The sequence below is a fragment of the Vibrio navarrensis genome, from assembly GCF_015767675.1.
Lineage (GTDB): Bacteria > Pseudomonadota > Gammaproteobacteria > Enterobacterales > Vibrionaceae > Vibrio.
In genome coordinates, this window is record NZ_CP065217.1 from 1,132,314 (window position 1) to 1,150,035 (window position 17,722).

The 17,722-nt window shown below is 45.9% G+C and carries 17 protein-coding genes and 1 riboswitch; of the genes, 8 read left to right on the forward strand and 9 right to left on the reverse strand.

All coding sequences use genetic code 11. From position 1 onward, the window contains the following. Positions 1-79: 79 nt before the first annotated feature. Both I3X05_RS05115 and aat read right to left on the reverse strand, forming a co-directional pair. On the reverse strand, positions 80-778 hold the full coding sequence (locus I3X05_RS05115) for an arginyltransferase (protein ID WP_045568962.1): 699 nt from the start codon (positions 776-778) through the stop codon (positions 80-82). Then, positions 775-1,488 (reverse strand): leucyl/phenylalanyl-tRNA--protein transferase, encoded by a 714-nt coding sequence (gene aat / locus I3X05_RS05120; RefSeq protein WP_045568961.1) that lies wholly within the window; start codon positions 1,486-1,488, stop codon positions 775-777. The genes I3X05_RS05115 and aat overlap by 4 nt, the downstream gene beginning before the upstream one ends. Before the next feature lie 33 nt (positions 1,489-1,521). On the opposite strand from aat, the gene I3X05_RS05125 reads away from it, so the two are divergent. Further along, on the forward strand, positions 1,522-1,977 hold the full coding sequence (locus tag I3X05_RS05125; protein WP_045568960.1) for a glycine zipper 2TM domain-containing protein: 456 nt from the start codon (positions 1,522-1,524) through the stop codon (positions 1,975-1,977). Between the two features lie 124 nt (positions 1,978-2,101). Next, on the forward strand, positions 2,102-3,388 hold the full coding sequence (aroA, locus tag I3X05_RS05130; protein WP_045568959.1) for a 3-phosphoshikimate 1-carboxyvinyltransferase: 1,287 nt from the start codon (positions 2,102-2,104) through the stop codon (positions 3,386-3,388). Between the two features lie 71 nt (positions 3,389-3,459). Here the strand turns inward: aroA and I3X05_RS05135 are convergent, their stop codons facing one another. Then, complete coding sequence (locus I3X05_RS05135; RefSeq protein ID WP_045568958.1) at positions 3,460-3,705, reverse strand: YciN family protein; 246 nt, start codon at positions 3,703-3,705, stop codon at positions 3,460-3,462. 400 nt (positions 3,706-4,105) lie between these two features. Here I3X05_RS05135 and topA point away from each other — a divergent pair, with 400 nt between their 5' ends. The 4 genes from topA to I3X05_RS05155 all read left to right on the forward strand — a co-directional run bounded on the left by topA (position 4,106) and on the right by I3X05_RS05155 (position 10,846). Continuing rightward, a complete protein-coding gene (topA, locus tag I3X05_RS05140) occupies positions 4,106-6,730 on the forward strand; it encodes a type I DNA topoisomerase (RefSeq protein ID WP_045568957.1) in 2,625 nt (874 codons plus the stop codon). A 507-nt stretch (positions 6,731-7,237) separates the two neighbouring features. Next, positions 7,238-8,455 (forward strand): glucose-1-phosphate adenylyltransferase, encoded by a 1,218-nt coding sequence (gene glgC / locus I3X05_RS05145; RefSeq protein ID WP_045568956.1) that lies wholly within the window; start codon positions 7,238-7,240, stop codon positions 8,453-8,455. Beyond that, on the forward strand, positions 8,445-9,908 hold the full coding sequence (glgA, locus tag I3X05_RS05150) for a glycogen synthase GlgA (RefSeq protein WP_045568955.1): 1,464 nt from the start codon (positions 8,445-8,447) through the stop codon (positions 9,906-9,908). Before glgC ends, glgA begins: the two co-directional genes overlap by 11 nt. A gap of 137 nt (positions 9,909-10,045) precedes the next feature. Next, positions 10,046-10,846, forward strand: a complete 801-nt coding sequence (locus I3X05_RS05155; RefSeq protein WP_045568954.1) for an alpha/beta fold hydrolase — start codon at positions 10,046-10,048, stop codon at positions 10,844-10,846. A gap of 7 nt (positions 10,847-10,853) precedes the next feature. On the opposite strand, the gene I3X05_RS05160 is transcribed toward I3X05_RS05155, so the two are convergent. The 5 genes from I3X05_RS05160 to torD all read right to left on the reverse strand — a co-directional run bounded on the left by I3X05_RS05160 (position 10,854) and on the right by torD (position 14,958). Beyond that, positions 10,854-11,168, reverse strand: coding sequence for a DUF2007 domain-containing protein (locus I3X05_RS05160; protein ID WP_045568953.1), 315 nt, complete (start codon positions 11,166-11,168; stop codon positions 10,854-10,856). 3 nt (positions 11,169-11,171) lie between these two features. Next, a complete protein-coding gene (locus I3X05_RS05165; protein WP_045568952.1) occupies positions 11,172-11,861 on the reverse strand; it encodes a TVP38/TMEM64 family protein in 690 nt (229 codons plus the stop codon). A gap of 152 nt (positions 11,862-12,013) precedes the next feature. Next, complete coding sequence (locus tag I3X05_RS05170) at positions 12,014-12,607, reverse strand: TfoX/Sxy family DNA transformation protein (protein WP_039425463.1); 594 nt, start codon at positions 12,605-12,607, stop codon at positions 12,014-12,016. A gap of 118 nt (positions 12,608-12,725) precedes the next feature. Continuing rightward, a riboswitch (cyclic di-GMP riboswitch) is annotated at positions 12,726-12,814 on the reverse strand. 191 nt (positions 12,815-13,005) lie between these two features. Beyond that, a complete protein-coding gene (gene purR, locus I3X05_RS05175; protein WP_045568951.1) occupies positions 13,006-14,010 on the reverse strand; it encodes an HTH-type transcriptional repressor PurR in 1,005 nt (334 codons plus the stop codon). Between the two features lie 303 nt (positions 14,011-14,313). Beyond that, positions 14,314-14,958 carry a molecular chaperone TorD gene (gene torD, locus I3X05_RS05180; protein WP_045568950.1) on the reverse strand — a complete coding sequence of 215 codons (645 nt, stop codon included), beginning with the start codon at positions 14,956-14,958 and terminating at the stop codon, positions 14,314-14,316. Positions 14,959-15,196: 238 nt separating this feature from the next. Between torD and torR the strand changes: the two genes are divergently transcribed. Continuing rightward, positions 15,197-15,910 carry a two-component system response regulator TorR gene (torR, locus tag I3X05_RS05185; protein ID WP_045568949.1) on the forward strand — a complete coding sequence of 238 codons (714 nt, stop codon included), beginning with the start codon at positions 15,197-15,199 and terminating at the stop codon, positions 15,908-15,910. 99 nt (positions 15,911-16,009) lie between these two features. Here torR and elyC read toward each other — a convergent pair whose 3' ends face one another. Then, positions 16,010-16,813 (reverse strand): envelope biogenesis factor ElyC, encoded by an 804-nt coding sequence (gene elyC / locus I3X05_RS05190; protein WP_045568948.1) that lies wholly within the window; start codon positions 16,811-16,813, stop codon positions 16,010-16,012. A 97-nt stretch (positions 16,814-16,910) separates the two neighbouring features. Between elyC and cmoM the strand changes: the two genes are divergently transcribed. Next, complete coding sequence (gene cmoM / locus I3X05_RS05195) at positions 16,911-17,720, forward strand: tRNA uridine 5-oxyacetic acid(34) methyltransferase CmoM (RefSeq protein ID WP_045568947.1); 810 nt, start codon at positions 16,911-16,913, stop codon at positions 17,718-17,720. The last annotated feature ends 2 nt before the right edge of the window (positions 17,721-17,722 follow it).

A 17,722-nucleotide genomic window follows, 5' to 3' on the forward strand; every position in this document is an offset into this window, starting at 1 on the left:
AATCCTCTTAGAAACTTGGCGATTTTTTAACGGGCTAATTCTGCCGTCAAAAAGCAAATATGTAAACTTGGGCCGTATTCTACCCTTGCCAACGCTGATTTACTAGTTTTTGGTGACGCTCAAAACGAACTTTATAGTTCATCGCTTCGCATTCATCAATCTGATAACCAAGGTAGAGCCACTGTTTATGTTCCTGCTGACAGTACTCAAGCTGAAATAAAACCGCAAGGGTGCCAAGGGAAAGTGGATAATCGGGATCAAAAAAGGTGTAAAAGGCGCTAGCGCACTGCTCCATGATGTCGGTAACCGCAATGGCTAGGAGCCGTTCTCCTTCATAAATATGAAGATACTGGGTGGTAACCCACTGACTGCGGGAGAAGTGGGCGAAATCCTTTTTCTGTGGCGGATACATAGTCCCGTGTTTGTGACGAGCGGTAATGTAGCGGCTATACAAACTAAACCAGTTACTATCCATGGATTTTTTTAGGCACCAGCTCAGTTTTCGGGACTTTTTCCTCAAGCGTTTCTGGCTTTTCGACAGCACGAAATCGGGGATCGCAACACGAATAGGCTTGCACGCTTGGCAAAGATCGCAGTGTGGCTTGTAAATCGTGTCACCACTGCGGCGAAAACCGTTTGCTAGCAATACTTCGTAGCTTTCTGCGGAGTGCATTTCTGGCTCTAAGGCGACAGCGACACGTTCTTGACGCTCTGGCAGATAACTGCAGGGATGGTTGTCTGTGAGCCCTATTTTTATTTGGTGAATATCTGAACTCATTTATCGGGTTCCTCCAACCATTGTGGCAAAAAACAATTTGCTGCAAGCGACTGTTTCTTTAAGCATAGCAGGCGTTTTAGAAATTCCTCGCGGTGAAGACTAAAAGCGCCGAGTGAGCGAAGGTGAGGGTTCATTACCTGGCAGTCAATCAATTTGCCGTGATGACGGGCGAAATGGTGACAGAAATACCACAGGGCAATTTTGGACGCGTTGCTGCGAGTGCTAAACATGGATTCACCACAAAAAAGCTGTCCCACTGAAATACCATAGAAACCGCCGATCAGTTGGTCATCTGACCAAACCTCTACCGAGTGACAAGCACCTTGGTGACTAAGTTGCGTATACGCCTCGCGCATTTCTGCGTTAAGCCAAGTTTCATCAACGGCGCGAGTGGTGCCACATAGGTCGATAACCTGTTCTGTCGCCTGATTGATACTGACGTGGTAAGCGGCTTTTCTCTGGAATTTTCTCAGGCTTTTGGCCGGAGAGAAGGTCTCTGGGTCAAACACCGCTCGTGGAGAGGGGCTCCACCACAGAATGGGTTCACCTGGGCCATACCAAGGGAAAATACCGTGCTGATAAGCATTAAGGAGTCGTTGTGGTTGCAGGTCACCACCAAAAGCTAACAACCCATTTGGGTCAGCAAGTGCACTCTGTGCTGGAGGAAAGTCTAAACTTTTTGTGTCGAGTTCGGTCAGATAAATAGCCATAAACGGTGTGTCATCAGAAGTTGGGGGTCGGTTATGCAAAAATGGTTATGGTGTCTATTCTTCTTTCCTTTGTTGGTAAATGCGTCCTATGAGAGGAATGTAGCAAAGCCCGTGAACAAAGTCATATATGGTGAGGTGCAATCCGTTCGTTACATCACGCATCAGGAGGTAAAACGTTCACAAGGTAATGGCTGGAAGACGCTGCTAGGAGCAACCATTGGCGGGTTAGTGGGTAATCAGTTTGGCGGCGGCAGTGGCAAGGAGGTGGCGACTGCGGTTGGAGCACTGGCGGGCGCGGCAATTGCACATAATCAGAGTCGTAGTGAATACCAAGTGGACTACCAGTTGGTTGAACTGCTGATTCAAAGCGAGCAAGGTGTTTTGATCAATGTTATTCAGGATGTTGATAAAAACATGCTTTTCAATCCGGGAGCGAAGGTGAGAATTCTCTATTTTGACCAAGGTGTGCGGGTAGATCTGGCGATGTAAGAATGAGTATTTATTCACGGCTTAGCACTGGTTTTATGCGGGCTTTTTGGTTAGTCTGAATCCACGAAGAATAAAGTGATGCTCTCAGTTGAAGGCAACTGAAGCTCAAGGATCGTCTCAATTAATGGAAAGCCTTACGTTACAACCAATTAAGAAAGTTAATGGTGAAGTGAACCTGCCGGGTTCTAAAAGTGTTTCAAACCGCGCGCTTCTACTCGCCGCGCTTGCGCAGGGGACAACCAGACTAACCAACCTGCTTGATAGTGATGATATTCGTCATATGCTCAATGCGTTGAGCAAGCTTGGCGTCGATTACCAACTCTCCGACGACAAAACCGTTTGTACTGTGAATGGATTGGGGCGCCCATTTACGGTGACAGAGGCAACAGAGTTGTTTTTGGGTAATGCTGGCACGGCGATGCGTCCACTTGCCGCCGCTTTGTGTCTAGGTCAAGGTGAGTATGTACTTACTGGCGAACCCCGTATGAAAGAGCGTCCCATTGGTCATTTAGTGGACGCGCTTCGAGCGGCGGGAGCCGATATTCAGTATTTGGAGAATGAACACTTTCCACCGCTCAAAATTAAGGCGACTGGATTGAAAGCAGGGACAGTCAGCATTGATGGCTCTATTTCCAGCCAGTTTTTGACGGCTTTTTTAATGTCAGCGCCGTTAGCTGACGGTGAAGTGATCATCAAGATTGTAGGTGAGCTGGTTTCTAAACCGTACATCGACATCACTTTGCACATCATGCAACAATTTGGTGTGCAGGTGATCAACAAGGAATACCAAGAGTTTGTTATTCCAGCGGGGCAAAAATACCTGGCGCCGGGGGATTTCTTGGTCGAGGGCGATGCTTCTTCTGCTTCGTACTTTCTGGCTGCCGCCGCGATAAAAGGTGGAGAGATTAAAGTCACGGGCATCGGTAAAAATAGTATTCAAGGTGACATTCAGTTTGCGCACGCGTTGGAAAAAATGGGCGCGGAAATTGAGTGGGGCGACGACTATGTGATTTCACGCGTGGGTCAATTGAAAGGCATTGATATGGATTACAATCATATCCCTGATGCGGCTATGACCATCGCCACCACTGCGCTGTTTGCACAAGGGACGACGGCGATTCGTAACGTTTACAATTGGCGAGTAAAGGAAACGGATCGTCTTGCCGCCATGGCAACAGAGCTGCGTAAAGTGGGGGCGGAAGTCGAAGAGGGCGAAGACTACCTGATCGTTAAACCCACCAAGCAACTCAAGCATGCGGCGATTGATACTTATGATGACCATCGAATGGCGATGTGTTTTTCTCTTGTGGCTCTCAGCGACACGCCTGTGACGATCAATGATCCTAAATGTACCTCGAAAACGTTCCCAGATTACTTCGATAAGTTGGCGCAATTAAGCGAACTGGCGTAAAGCCGCCGGGAAGAGGTTTTGTCATTTCTAAAAACAGAGCCTTGGTTTAAACGCCAAGGCTCATTGTTATTTTATTTGAGGGTGAATTTTTTTGACAACTCGTGCGCTAAGTATTTGAACATATTAAATACAGCGGTCGTTTGCGGTGTTGGTAGGCCATCTGAGTCTAAAAAATACTCTCCCTTGAAGACCAAAACGTCTTCTTTTTCTTCCACACTTGTTGCGCGCATGCCTGCAAAATAGTCTTCATGTTCCTGAATTAAGTGATTTGCGATGAGTAGCAGCTCGAATTCTGAAATGGGTTTCTTCTCGGTCATTTAGTTTTATCTCTTGGGAAACAGCAATGTGAATAGTCTAGAGTGTGCTGAAACGATTTCAACGTTTATTCCGAACGAGGATGGCCAATAGTGGTAAAGAACATGGCTCTTACAAGCAAGGTTTTGTGATGTGCAACATAAAAATCACTTTTATATTCGCATAGCTATTTATCAACTGCTTAGTATACGGACCTAAATTTAGGCACTTGTCGATTCTGTTGTGCCCAGAGCGATGGCGACCAATTGTCGACCAATCGGATCTGAAATGTAAAAAAGCAGTTGATCTTCTTTTGATATCGCACAATAGTAAAAAAAGAAGTTTCATAATGGTACAGCGTACCGATTGTTGTTAGCTATCACTGACAATAATGACATCATTTTTAAGGGCGTTAGAGTCAATATGGGTAAATCTCTCGTTATAGTGGAGTCGCCAGCCAAGGCTAAAACGATCAATAAGTATCTTGGGAAAGACTTTGTCGTGAAGTCCAGTGTCGGTCACGTGCGTGATCTACCAACTGCAGGACAAAGTACGGGTGAAAAAGCGGCTGCCATTTCAACCAAAGGCATGAGCGCAGAAGAGAAAGCTCGTATTAAGCAAGAGAAAGATCGTAAATCGTTGATCAAAAAGATGGGGATTGACCCATATCACGATTGGGAAGCGAATTATCAGATCCTTCCAGGCAAAGAAAAAGTGGTGAGCGAACTACAGAAGCTCGCGAAAGATGCTGACTTTGTCTATCTCGCAACCGATTTGGACCGCGAAGGGGAAGCTATTGCGTGGCATCTTCGTGAGATCATCGGTGGTGATGAAGCGCGTTACAAACGAGTGGTGTTTAACGAGATTACCAAGAATGCGATTCAGCAGGCGTTCCAGCGACCTGGTGAGTTGAATATGGATGGCGTAAATGCCCAGCAAGCTCGACGTTTTATGGACCGAGTGGTGGGCTTTATGGTTTCGCCATTACTGTGGAAAAAAGTCGCTCGAGGCTTATCCGCTGGCCGAGTTCAATCGGTAGCGGTGAAATTGCTGGTAGAACGTGAACGTGAAATCAAAGCGTTTGTCCCCGAAGAGTTCTGGGATCTGCATGCGAATACCATGACCGCAGATTCGACCGCGTTCAAGCTGTTGGTGGCGCAAAAAGCTGGCGATACTTTCCGTCCTGTGAACGAAGCGGAAACACAAGCTGCGATGGCCGTTTTGCAAAAAGCCCAATTGGAAGTTTGCAAGCGTGAAGATCGTCCAACAAGGAGCAAGCCATCCGCACCTTTCATCACCTCCACCTTGCAGCAAGCAGCGAGCACGCGCTTAGGTTACGGGGTAAAGAAGACCATGATGCTCGCGCAGCGTTTGTACGAAGCGGGCTACATTACCTACATGCGTACCGACTCGACCAACCTAAGTAGTGAAGCCGTTGAGGCCGTGCGCGGTTACATCGTATCTCAGTTTGGTGAACGTTATTTGCCAGCCAATCCGCTGGTTTACGGTAGCAAGCAAGGGGCTCAAGAGGCGCACGAAGCGATACGCCCATCCGATGTTCAGATTAAATCTGATGATTTAGAAGGGGTTGATAGTGATGCGCATAAACTCTATTCGTTGATCTGGAACCAATTTGTCGCCTGCCAAATGACAGAAGCGGAGTACGATTCTACTACCGTGAGTGTCAAAGCGGCAGAATACACGTTGAAAGCCAAAGGGCGCATTCTCAAATTTGATGGTTGGACACGCGTACAAAGACCGTTGGGTAAGAATGAAGACACAATTTTACCCGCGGTTCAAGTGGGTGAAAAACTGACGCTCGAATCTCTTGATCCGAAACAACACTTCACTAAGCCACCTGCGCGGTTTACCGAAGCGGCGCTAGTGAAAGAACTTGAGAAGAGAGGCATTGGCCGTCCATCAACCTATGCATCGATCATTTCAACGATTCAAGATCGCGGCTACGTCAAAGTGGATCAACGTCGTTTCTATGCAGAGAAAATGGGTGAAATTGTCACCGATCGCTTGGATGAAAGCTTCAACGATTTGATGAACTATGATTTCACCGCTCGTATGGAAGAAAAGCTTGACCAAATTGCCGAAGGTGATGTGCAGTGGAAAGCGGTGCTTGATCACTTCTTCTCTGATTTCACCCAAGATCTTGAGAAAGCAGAGCAAGAAGAAGATGAAGGCGGTATGAAGCTGAACCATATCGTGATGACCGATATTCAGTGTCCGACCTGTTCGCGCCCCATGGGGATACGTACCGCTTCAACAGGTGTCTTTTTAGGCTGCTCAGGCTATGCACTTCCGCCAAAAGAGCGTTGCAAAACGACCATAAATCTCGGTGATGAAGACGGCATTATCAACGTTCTTGAAGAGGATGTGGAAACTGCTGCACTGCGCGCGAAGAAACGTTGCCCGATTTGTGAGACGGCAATGGACGCGTATCTGATTGATGATAAGCGTAAAATGCACGTATGTGGTAACAACCCTAACTGCGAAGGCTACCTCGTTGAATACGGTGAGTTCAAAGTAAAAGGGTATGATGGCCCAGTGGTTGAGTGCGATAAATGTGGGTCTGATATGGTGCTGAAAAATGGCCGTTTCGGGAAATACATGGATTGCACCAGTGAAAGTTGCAAAAATACGCGTAAGATCCTGAAAAATGGTGAAGTCGCACCACCGAAAGAAGAGCCAGTACATTTCCCTGAGTTACCTTGTAGTACCTCAGATGCTTACTTTGTGCTGCGTGATGGTGCGTCGGGTCTGTTCATGGCGGCGAGCAATTTCCCTAAATCTCGTGAGACGAGAGCCCCATTGGTTTCTGAATTAGCGCGTTTTGTTGAGCGCTTACCCGAGAAATATCAATACTTGGCGACGGCACCGACGCATGATCCCGATGGCTTAGAAGCGGTAGTGCGTTTTAGTCGTAAAAGCAAAGAAAATTACGTTCGAACGGAAGTGGACGGTAAACCGACCGGATGGACTGCGCTCTACGAAAACGGGAAATGGGATATTTCCGATAAGCGTAAAAAAACTAAGTAAGTCGATCGTCGGTTGAATGAGAAAATTAAAGAGCAGCATTGCTGCTCTTTTTCGTTTCAACTCTGTTTCCTGCTCACAACGTGCACAACATCCTGTGTGTCTTGTTGTGCTAGCCATTCTCTGCTTGCTCGCTGTCATTTCTTTTTAACACCGATTTCTTATCTTGTTCATCATCGAGTAAACCGCTAGGTGTCGGTAATCTGTAAGTCAATTGTTCCATTTGTGTAACTAAACACTCGTTTGAGTGTGACTTAGCTAACGTCTTCCCAACGAAACGGTTGTACTGTACACACAATACCGCTTTTGAAATTGTATTTTACCGGCAATCAGATACCTTATACAAAAGCATGAAATAGGTATGTAACCCTTGAGCTTATTGATAAGAATGAATGATAAAGCTCAGGAAAAATAAATTTAAAACAAATAATTACGCTCAGTTACTCCCCCCATAGACTATTTAAGTAACTGGGCCATCTTTCCAGACTATAACGAAATGGAGAACAACGAATGGCTGGTGTTTTGGGAATGATTCTTGCTGGCGGTGAAGGCTCAAGATTACGTCCGTTGACGGAATCGAGAAGTAAGCCTTCCGTCCCTTTTGGCGGTAGCTATCGTCTTATCGATTTTGCGTTAAACAACTTCGTTAACGCCGATCTGATGCGTATCTACGTACTGACTCAATTTAAATCACAATCTCTTTTCCATCATTTGAAGAAAGGGTGGAATATCAACGGTATTACGGATCGTTTTATCGACCCGATCCCTGCACAAATGCGGACAGGGAAACGTTGGTACGAAGGAACGGCAGACGCGATCTACCAGAACTTACGTTTTATGGAGCTTTCTGAGCCTGATCAAGTGTGTATCTTTGGTTCAGATCACATCTACAAAATGGACATCAAGCAGATGCTTGATTACCACAAAGAGAAAAAAGCTTCGTTAACGGTTTCGGCATTACGCATGCCTCTTTCTGAAGCGTCACAATTCGGAGTCATCGAAGTGGATGCCGACGGTCGTATGGTTGGATTCCAAGAAAAACCACAGAACCCGAAATCAATACCTGGTGATCCTGATCATGCATTGGTTTCAATGGGGAACTATGTGTTTGAAGCAAAAGTGCTGTTCTCTGAACTGATTGAAGATGCCGATGATGAAGAGTCATCGCACGATTTTGGTAAAGACATTATTCCGAAAATGTTCCCACGTGGTGATGTATTCGTCTATGACTTTAGCTTAAACCGTATTCCTGGTGAAAAAGAACAAGTGTACTGGCGAGATGTAGGCACTATTGACTCTTACTGGCAAGCGCATATGGATCTTTTGAAACATGACGCGCCGTTTTCTTTGTATAACCGTAAATGGCCGATGCACACCTATCACCCGCCACTTCCACCAGCGACGTTTACCGACTCTGCTAATGGCCGTGTGCAGATCATTGATAGTCTAGTCAGCAATGGTAGCTATGTGCGCGGTTCGAGAATTGAAAAATCTGTATTAGGTTTTCGCAGCAACATCGCTTCAGCATGTGACATTAGTGAATGTATCCTGTTAGGTGATGTGAAAATCGGCGAAGGTTGCGTACTACGCCGCGTTATCATGGATAAAGAGGTTGACGTAGCGCCTGGTACGCAGATTGGGGTGAATCTGCAAGAAGATAAGAAACACTTCCACGTGTCGGAAGAGGGTATTGTGGTGATTCCAAAAGGAGCTCGTGTTGGCTACTAGCAACTTGTCTGTTTTGTTTGTTGCTTCCGAGGCCGAAGGGTTGATCAAGAGCGGTGGCTTGGCGGATGTCGCCAAGGCACTGCCAGAAACCTTGGTTGAACTTGAGCAAGACGCGAGGCTGGTTATTCCTGCCTATACAGCGATAAATGGTCTTTCTGACGATGAAGTCGTGTTGGAGAGTCAGTTGGATTTCTGGCCCCATACCTCTTATCAAGTTAAGATGCGTATGTTAGGTGATCTCCCCGTCTATCTGATTGCGTGTGCAGCGTATTTTGATCGACCAGCCATGTATGCGGAAAACAATCAGTCTTATGCAGATAATGGCGAGCGCTTTGCCTTTTTCAGTGCTGCCTGTTTGGACATGTTGCCTAAGATCGGTTTTCGTCCACACATAGTGCACGCCAATGACTGGCATACTGGCTTAGTCCCGTTTCTGCTCAAATATCGTTACGCCAACAACGAGTTTTTCGCCGAAACACGCAGCGTCTTGTCTATCCATAACGCCGTGTTTAAAGGTGTTTTTAGTTATCAAGAACTTCAGTGCTTACCTGAGTTCCATAGCCGATATGTCCCTGAAGTGGCGGTAAGTGCGACTCACATCACGATGCTCAAAGCGGGAGTGATGACCGCAGATAAGATCAATGCGGTCAGCCCTACCTATGCAGAAGAGCTTAAAACCGAACTGGGTAGCCATGGCATGGCTTGGGAGTTTCAATATCGCGCAGCAGATTTGGTGGGTATCCTCAATGGCTGTGACTATTCGGCTTGGAATCCTCAGACAGACGCCTTTCTGCCGACGCGCTATGAAGCGACCTTGCACAGCATGGAGCAAGGCAAACGCGACTGTAAAGCGGCACTGCAACAACAAGTTGGGCTTCCCGTCAAAGATGTGGCGATGTTTGGCATGGTGTGTCGGTTGACGCATCAAAAAGGGGTGCACTATCTGCTGCCGATCCTGAGTGAGTTTTTAAAGCATGAAGCTCAATTAGTGATTGTCGGTACTGGTGATCCACTACTGGCGATGGAACTCAGAGATGTAGCTGCGCGTTTTGCTGATAAGCTTGTCTTTGTTGAAGCATACGATAACCAGCTTGCGCACTTGGTTGAAGCGGCTGCAGATTTCTTTCTAATGCCTTCTGAGTTTGAACCATGTGGTTTAAATCAGATCTACAGCATGGCGTATGGCACCTTACCAATCGTTCGTGGTGTGGGGGGGTTGAAAGACAGTGTGAATGATTACGACGCAAATCCTGCTGATGCAACCGGAATTGTTTTCCAAGATCCAACCCCTCAAGCTCTGTTGATCAGTATGCAGCGCGCGTTGCTTCTCTATGCGCAAAATCTAGCGGAAGTCCGCCGAGTACAAGTGCAAGCGATGCAGCAAGACTTTTGCTGGAGCAAAGCTGCTCAGCAATATTTAAATCTGTACAAAGCGGCGCTCAGGATTGGTTAACAAAGCGAAAAATTGAGTCAAAGGCACGGTTTTACGTGCCTTTTGCTTTTTTTATTCCAGCGCAAATCGCTATTGAGTCTTTTTATGGTAGGATTTCAGCCCTATATTTAGCTAAGAGTGAATGAGCGGTATAATCCATGCCTCAAACGTTACTGTTTCATAAAACCTATTTACATCCAACCAGTCAGGAGTGGGTGGTTTTTGTCCATGGCGCTGGAGGCAGCTCCTCAATATGGTTTAAACAGATCAAAGCGTATAAGCAACATTTCAATCTGCTATTGGTGGACTTAAGGGGACACGGAAAATCGAATCAGTTGTTTAAAGAGCTGATGAGCAGCCGCTACACGTTTAAAGCGGTGACGCACGATATTCTTCAGGTGCTAGATCATCTTAAAATCCACTCAGCCCATTTTGTCGGTATGTCTCTTGGCACCATTATTGTTAGAAATCTTGCGGAGATGGCAAGTGAACGCGTGAAATCGATGGTACTTGGTGGCGCTATTACTCGCTTAGATGCCCGCTCGCAGTTTTTGGTATCACTTGGCAATGTGGGTAAGCACATTCTCCCTTACATGTGGCTATATAAACTGTTCGCCTATATCGTCATGCCGCAAAAGAACCAGCAAGAATCCCGACACCTATTTATCCGTGAAGCAAAGAAATTGTGTCAAAAGGAGTTCAAGCGTTGGTTTATTCTGGCGGCGGAAGTTAACCCTCTGATGCGCTACTTCAAAGAAAGAGAACTGCCAATTCCAACGCTCTATTTGATGGGTGATAAAGATTACATGTTTATCAAACCAGTAAAAGAGATGGTTGCGGTTCATAAACAGAGTGAACTGTTGGAGATCCGAGATTGTGGGCATGTTTGCAACGTTGAACGCCCAGAAGAGTTTAATCGCTATTCAATCAATTTTATTCGCAGACAAATTCAAATTTAATCTATGTTTAACTGCTGGTGTCATGTTCGCCACAACACCAGCAGAGAGCAAATTGGCCCTCATTTTCCTCACCGCAGTTTGAACAGTACCAATGAGTAGCAACGCAGGGCTTCTGCAAGTACTCACTCACGATTTTCAGTGCTGCCTGGTATTGCTGAGGCTCATGTAGCCAAATATAGGGGTCACTCTCGCTGGTCGCGGGTAGCTCGCCTTTCAAGCCGAATAGCCCCTCTCCGTGTACTTCACACCTGATATTCTCATTTCGCAACAGTTGACAGACGATATGCGCCTCGACAGGGGAATTGGCAGTAAATACACGCATGACTTACCGTTCACTCTGTACAGTAGACTGAGGGCGATATTTGTTCATCAACCATTTCACTACGATAGGAAAAAGCCCGAGTAATAGAAACGACAGCAAAACGGCAGGCGAAACGATCCCAGAGAGTGAATCGATCTCGGCGATTTGTGTCCCCGCGTTGAGATAGACAACGGTGCCGGGTAGCATGCCAACTTGACTGGTTAAGTAAAAGCGACTGGCTGTCATTTTACTTAGCCCCATCAGAAGGTTAATCAGAAAAAAAGGAAACACAGGGATAAGTCGAAGTGATAGAAGATAGAAAGATCCATCTCGCCCAACACCTTGATTAATGGCTTGTAACTTGTCAGCAAATTTCTTTTGCACCCACTCTCTGAGCAAATATCGACTGCTTAAAAAAGCTAATGTAGCGCCTACCGTGCTCGCGAAAGAGACGAGCAGTAAACTAAACCAAAACCCGAACAAGGCAGCACCGAGTAAGGTAACGACAGTGGCGCCGGGGATGGAGAAAGCAGTCAGAGCGACGTATAGGACAAAGTAACTGATTGCGGCCGTTAGCCAGTGTTGGCTGATATAGTCGCTAAGGAGCTGCTGTTGAGCTTTGGCATTTTCTAAAGTGAGGTAGGGAGCAAAATGGTAGACCAAAATAGCCATCACACTGACTAAAATAAGGCCAAAAAGCATTTTTCTATTCATCGCATTTTTCCAAGTTTAATTCTCTAATCTAAGACAGGGAAAAGCACAAAAAAATTTCAGGCAAGGCGAAAAAAACTAAGCAGAGTAAAGAGGAAGCGGAGTAAAGAAAAGCCACTTCGTTGCAGAGGTGGCTTTCAGAAACTTACTCAAGCTTAAGAGGAAAGCTTATTAACTAACTCATCTCGGCGTTTTTGAGGGATGACGCTCCAGTGAGTTCCATTGATAGCGCCTTCTAACGCCCACAACAGCTCAAGGCTAACACTTCCACTGTGCGTGTTTTTGATCGCTTCATAAGCCCCAACAGAACCGTGCATTTCCAACTGCTCAACCGTTTCAATACCTGCTTTTTTCAGCATGCGCTCAGTCGCCAGCCTTAGATTTGGCAAATCTTTCAGACGATCGGGTTTGGCAACGGCTTGAAGCTCTTTCTCTTTTCGGGCGCTGTCCAAAGCTTGTCTTGCGACGCTCATCAGTGCAGTCTTGTTATCCCAAAGGGAATCGGTTACCGCGTAGTATTTGGTAACAACAGGGAAGCCACGTTTTTTGTAAACATAAGGCTTAAGGCCCTGTTTTTCGAACAATGAGGTTGTGTTTTGATCCGCGCGAATATGAAGCTGATCTTTGACGACCAATGCAAACATGGTCTCATCTGCAAAAAGGCCGAATCCGCCAAACATAGAGCGAGATTTTATCGCACCAAGTTGCTCAAAAAGCTTCATTGAATCTTTGAGTATCGGTTTATCCATGATGTGTTATCTCGGTGTAATTATAATTACGCCACCCATAAATCAGGTCCGAGAGATTAGCAAACCAATGCATACAAGATGTCATTAGAGAGTCAACTCAATGTAATGCATTTTTGCCATCGGGAACCCCGCTACCTACCAAACAACATTTGGTTTAGGCCGGAGGCTTTGCGTCCCACCTTTTCAGATGGTTTGCCCTGTGCGTGACAGCTAAAGGATACGATTTCTATTGGACTAACATCACATTTTAGAATTAAAAGTGTGATCTTGGTTCAGGTAATAGTTTGCGGAAAATGAGCCAAAACTCGTGTACGAAAATATCTTGTTATTTGTCACAATAATGATTTTGTTTTGACACAAAAAAATAGACGCCGAATAGCGTCTATTTTTTAACAATGTCAGTTCAGTTTTTTAACTGTGTCGCGAATAACGATTTCTGGATGCATCTCAAAAATGCGTTTATCGTGCTCTTTGTCTTTAATGCGCTCAAGTAGAATTTCAAATGCATTTTTACCGACACGACGTTTTGGTTGGTGAATGGTGGTAAGCGGCGGAGAGAAGTACTCGGCCAGTTCAATATTGTCGTAACCGATCACCGACATGTCTTCAGGAATACGGATACCGAGCTGTTGCAAACGGCTCATTAGGCCAAGTGCCATGGTGTCGTTAAAGCAGAAAATGGCCGTTGGACGATCGTCCCAAGAGGCGATCTTATCAGCGACCAATACGGCTGTATCACATTCAAAGTTACCTTCTAAGATCCAATCTTGATTGACCGCTAGGTTTGCCTCTGCCATTGCGCGTTTAAAACCAAGAATTCGCTCCTGACACGCGGCTTTTTCGAAATGACCGCTCAGGCAGGCAATTTTGCTGTGACCGTTATCAATCAGATATTTGGTTGCGAGATAGCCACCTTCTTCTGAGTTGTCGATGATCTTGTCGGCTTGCGAGCTAATCGGGCCCCAGTCCATGATTACTTTTGGAATATCGGCGTGTCTATCGAGCATTTCACGCAGCTCTTCGGTCAAATCTGAACACATCACCAAGATACCGTCGACGCGTTTTTCAGCCAGCATGCGGATATAGTCGCGCTGCTTTTCATAGATGCCACCAGTGTTACATAGAATCAAGGTATAGCCTTGGCGGTAGCAGTAGCTTTCTACGCCGTCAATCACTTCAGAGAAAAAGAGATTGGTTGACTGAGTAACGAGCATGCCAATAGTACGAGTCGTATTGCATTTCAAGCTGCGTGCGACGGCGCTAGGCGCGTAATTGAGTTCATCCACCGCCTTCATCACTTTTTCTTGCGTTGTTTCTGCAACAAAGCGGGTTTTATTGATCACGTGTGAAACTGTCGTGGTTGATACGCCGGCTAAACGTGCGACATCTTTAATTGTGGCCATAATTTTGTCCTGTCCAAGGTTACCGCGGGGAACATTGAGCCGGGTAACGCTCTTGCTACCTTTCTTCGAATCGGTCTTGAACATGGAGAGACCCAAGAAAAGCAGCAGCTTAGCTAAAAAAACACAAAAACCGCTGTTTTTCAGCGGTTTGCATTAAATTCATATTTTATCGTTTGCGGTCTCAATTTTATATCGAGATACGTCAGCAGGCAACCAGCTCAGCACGCGAATATTGTATCCGTGTTCACACTTTATTGGTTAATCTTCAGTCGAGTGATTGCTCTATTGATAGGCCTGTAATTATTATCCAAGTAAATAGTCACTGTCCAGTTTACAAAATGCAATTAATAGTTTTGCAACGCTGGTGTAGAAGTCAAACTGGTCGTGTTGAAGACACTGCTGGTGAAATTGCGGCAGCCAAGACAGCAGCATATCTTCAATGAACTGTTGCTGCTTGGCAAAGGCGGCTTCCATATGGCGCTCTTGCTCCAGCTCATTCGAACGGATAATCAGATGGCCTAAAAAATCCAGTTGAATAGCGAGATGATCCGCAGGTTCATTGAGAGTGTCGCTCACTCTCACGCCGTGCTCTGTCATCAGCTTTTCCATCATTCTGGCTGGTTCGGCGTTGAGTAACCCTGATTGGTCGAGGTAAACGGAAGCGTAGGGTAGAGCGCCATGTTTTGCGCTTTTCAGAAACAGATCGCAAAAGTCTGCGGCCAGTTCAAGTTGAGCATCTTTACGCTCAAGCAGTTTATTCAACGTTTGTACCAGTTGCTGCACTTCAACCCGCAAACGGTCATTTTCTGCTAAACCACAAAGAAATGAGCGAATCTCTGCGCTGTGATATTTGTCCAGTTCCACTTGGCTCAACTCTTTGGCGAAAAGGCTTGAAAGCCACCAGTAAATTTCGGCACGCTTTTCGTTGAAGGCTTTGATCTCTTGCATTTTCTTTGTGCTCCTCAAGGTTTCTCTTATTAGTTTAACCAATAAAAATGAACAGCGGTCACCCTGATTATTAATGGATTATTTAATTATATGTCGGCTTGTAAATGGGTGAAAAATAAGCTTGTCTTGAATCAATAAAAGCCGAGATTATTGTGCTAACTTTGCTCTGACGCTAGAAATGTGACTGTTTATGAATAGAATGAATCGGCGTAGAGAAGAATGACAGAAAGTGGTGTAAATGAGCTATCACGTATTAGTCGTAGAAGATGATGTAGTGACACGAGCCAAATTGGTGGGTTACTTCCAAAATGAAGGATATACCGTCAGTGAAGCAGAGAGCGGCGTAGAAATGCGTGAGGTATTGAACAGCCAAACCATCGATTTGGTGATGTTGGACATTAATCTCACTGGAGAAGATGGCTTGCTTTTGACGCGGGAACTGCGTGGCCAATCGGATATCGGCATCATATTAGTAACAGGCCGCACGGATAGCATAGACAAAATTGTCGGTTTGGAGATGGGCGCGGATGATTACGTGACCAAACCGTTTGAGTTAAGAGAGCTGCTAGTTCGGGTGAAAAACCTCTTGTGGCGGATGTCGTTAACCGATACGGCTAAGCAAAAAGGGCGTGCTGACGAACAGGAGCAGCACGTTGTGCGCTTTGCAGATTGGACGTTTGACATTCATCGTCGTGCATTGAGCCGCAATGGCGAACCGGTAAAATTAACCAAGGCCGAATATGAGTTATTGGTGGCACTCTCGTCGTACCCAAATCAGGTGTTAAGCCGTGAGCGTATTCTAAACATGATTAGCCATCGCGTTGATGCGCCCAATGATCGCACCATCGATGTGTTGATTCGCCGCATGCGTGCCAAAATGGAGTTTGACCCGAAGAACCCGCAAATTTTTGTCACGGTTCACGGAGAAGGCTATATGTTTGCAGGGGATTAAGAGCCATAAATGCGCCAAAGCAGAGCGCTTGATCTCAATGTCGAACAATAAAAAACGAGCTGCGCAGACAGCTCGTTTTTTATGGATAGAATTTTATTTTCAAGCAGGACTTTTCGCGGCGACTTTTTCGTTGTTGGGAGTGGTGGTCAACAAGTCGCGCAAAGATTGCCAAATGAGACCCAAGGTTTCATACCAATAGCGTTCGGTCTGCTCTAAATAGAGCGCTTTCGGCGCGTATTTGTCCCAAGCCTGAGTGATCTCTTTTTGCGCCAAATAGTTGGTTGGTGCTGGCAAAGGGGTTAAGCCTGCATCGTTAAACTCTTTCAAAGCTCGGTTCATATGGCTAGCTGAGGTAACCAGCACCAACTGCTTCTGCCGAACAAAAGCGGCAGCCTGACGCGCTTCTTCCCAAGTATCTTTGGCATCTTCCAATAAGATAATATCGGATTTCGCTACCCCCAGCGCTAAAGCGACGTTTGCCATCATCCGGGCATGACTAATTTCAGAGCCGCCAGCGTAACCAGACAAAATCATTTTTGCCCCAGGGTACATGCGCAAAATACGAATACCTTCAGCAAGGCGCATCAATGCGGTGCGACTGAGTTCAGAGGTCGGAGGAATTTGGTCGTCCACCACATGACCATTACCCAATACCATCACATAATCGACACTTTGTACTTCAGGTAAAAAAACCGAGTATTGGCGCTCTAAAGGCATTAAAAGTTTGCTGGCAACGGGTTGGAATGAAACCAGAAAAATACCGATAAAAGAGAATAAAATGACAAAGCAACCTGTTTTTTGCCTGGTGGTAAACATAATCAACATCAGGCCGAGCAGGCCGATGATGAGTAGTGCAGGCAAAGGCATGAGAAGCGCCGATACCGCTTTTTTCAGCTCAAACATACAGAAATAGTCCGAAAAAACATCACTTGACAGTAAAAAAGAGAGAATCCCTCTTTATTCCTGCTTTCCTTATGACAGAATAGCAGCACGATTCGATATGATAACCCAAGCCGCAGTGAACCAAGACCGTAATTTCGACGATATTGCCCACAAATTTGCAAAAAATATTTACGGATCAGATAAAGGAGAGATCCGCCAAGTGATTGTTTGGGAAGACCTTGAACGGGTTTTAACCGCAATCGATGGTGACAAGAAGGCGCTGACTATTCTCGATGCGGGTGGTGGCTTAGCGCAAATGTCGCAAAAGCTTGCTAAGCTCGGACATCAGGTCGCGTTATGTGATCTATCTTCTGAAATGCTGCAATTGGCTGAACAGGATATTGCAAAAAACGGTTTGCTTGCGCAGTATCGCCTGATCCATTCTCCGGTGCAGTCCATCGCTGAACATTTGGATCAGCCAATAGATTTATTGCTGTTTCACGCGGTGATGGAGTGGTTAGCCGATCCGAAAAGCGCGTTAGAGACACTGCTTGCGCAAGTGAAACCGGGCGGGGCGGCATCCATCATGTTCTATAACCATCATGGCTTGGTTTATAAAAATGTGGTGTGCGGCAATATTCCGCATGTTTTACAAGGCATGCCACATCGAAAACGCTTTAAACTGCAACCGCAGCAAGGTCTGGATCCACAACAGGTTTATCAGTGGATTGAAGACGCAGGATTTGAGATTGGTGGAAAATCCGGTATTCGCTGTTTTAGCGACTACATAGGTAACCGGCAGAATATGGGTGACTACCAGTATGAAGACGTGTTGGCACTGGAAAGGCAATTGTGCCGACAAGAACCATACCTCTCGCTAGGCCGATACATCCATGTATGGGCGAAAAAGAAAGAAAAGCAGGAATAACA

Coding starts and splice junctions, on each gene's coding strand:
- I3X05_RS05155 (WP_045568954.1), top strand. CDS start 10,046: ATGCCTCAAACGTTACTGTTTCATAAAACCTATTTACATCCAACCAGT.
- I3X05_RS05135 (WP_045568958.1), bottom strand. CDS start 3,705: ATGACCGAGAAGAAACCCATTTCAGAATTCGAGCTGCTACTCATCGCA.
- I3X05_RS05170 (WP_039425463.1), bottom strand. CDS start 12,607: ATGGATAAACCGATACTCAAAGATTCAATGAAGCTTTTTGAGCAACTT.
- aroA (WP_045568959.1), top strand. CDS start 2,102: ATGGAAAGCCTTACGTTACAACCAATTAAGAAAGTTAATGGTGAAGTG.
- cmoM (WP_045568947.1), top strand. CDS start 16,911: ATGATAACCCAAGCCGCAGTGAACCAAGACCGTAATTTCGACGATATT.
- purR (WP_045568951.1), bottom strand. CDS start 14,010: ATGGCCACAATTAAAGATGTCGCACGTTTAGCCGGCGTATCAACCACG.
- elyC (WP_045568948.1), bottom strand. CDS start 16,813: ATGTTTGAGCTGAAAAAAGCGGTATCGGCGCTTCTCATGCCTTTGCCT.
- I3X05_RS05160 (WP_045568953.1), bottom strand. CDS start 11,168: ATGCGTGTATTTACTGCCAATTCCCCTGTCGAGGCGCATATCGTCTGT.
- topA (WP_045568957.1), top strand. CDS start 4,106: ATGGGTAAATCTCTCGTTATAGTGGAGTCGCCAGCCAAGGCTAAAACG.
- I3X05_RS05115 (WP_045568962.1), bottom strand. CDS start 778: ATGAGTTCAGATATTCACCAAATAAAAATAGGGCTCACAGACAACCAT.
- glgC (WP_045568956.1), top strand. CDS start 7,238: ATGGCTGGTGTTTTGGGAATGATTCTTGCTGGCGGTGAAGGCTCAAGA.
- I3X05_RS05165 (WP_045568952.1), bottom strand. CDS start 11,861: ATGAATAGAAAAATGCTTTTTGGCCTTATTTTAGTCAGTGTGATGGCT.
- I3X05_RS05125 (WP_045568960.1), top strand. CDS start 1,522: ATGCAAAAATGGTTATGGTGTCTATTCTTCTTTCCTTTGTTGGTAAAT.
- torD (WP_045568950.1), bottom strand. CDS start 14,958: ATGCAAGAGATCAAAGCCTTCAACGAAAAGCGTGCCGAAATTTACTGG.
- torR (WP_045568949.1), top strand. CDS start 15,197: ATGAGCTATCACGTATTAGTCGTAGAAGATGATGTAGTGACACGAGCC.
- aat (WP_045568961.1), bottom strand. CDS start 1,488: ATGGCTATTTATCTGACCGAACTCGACACAAAAAGTTTAGACTTTCCT.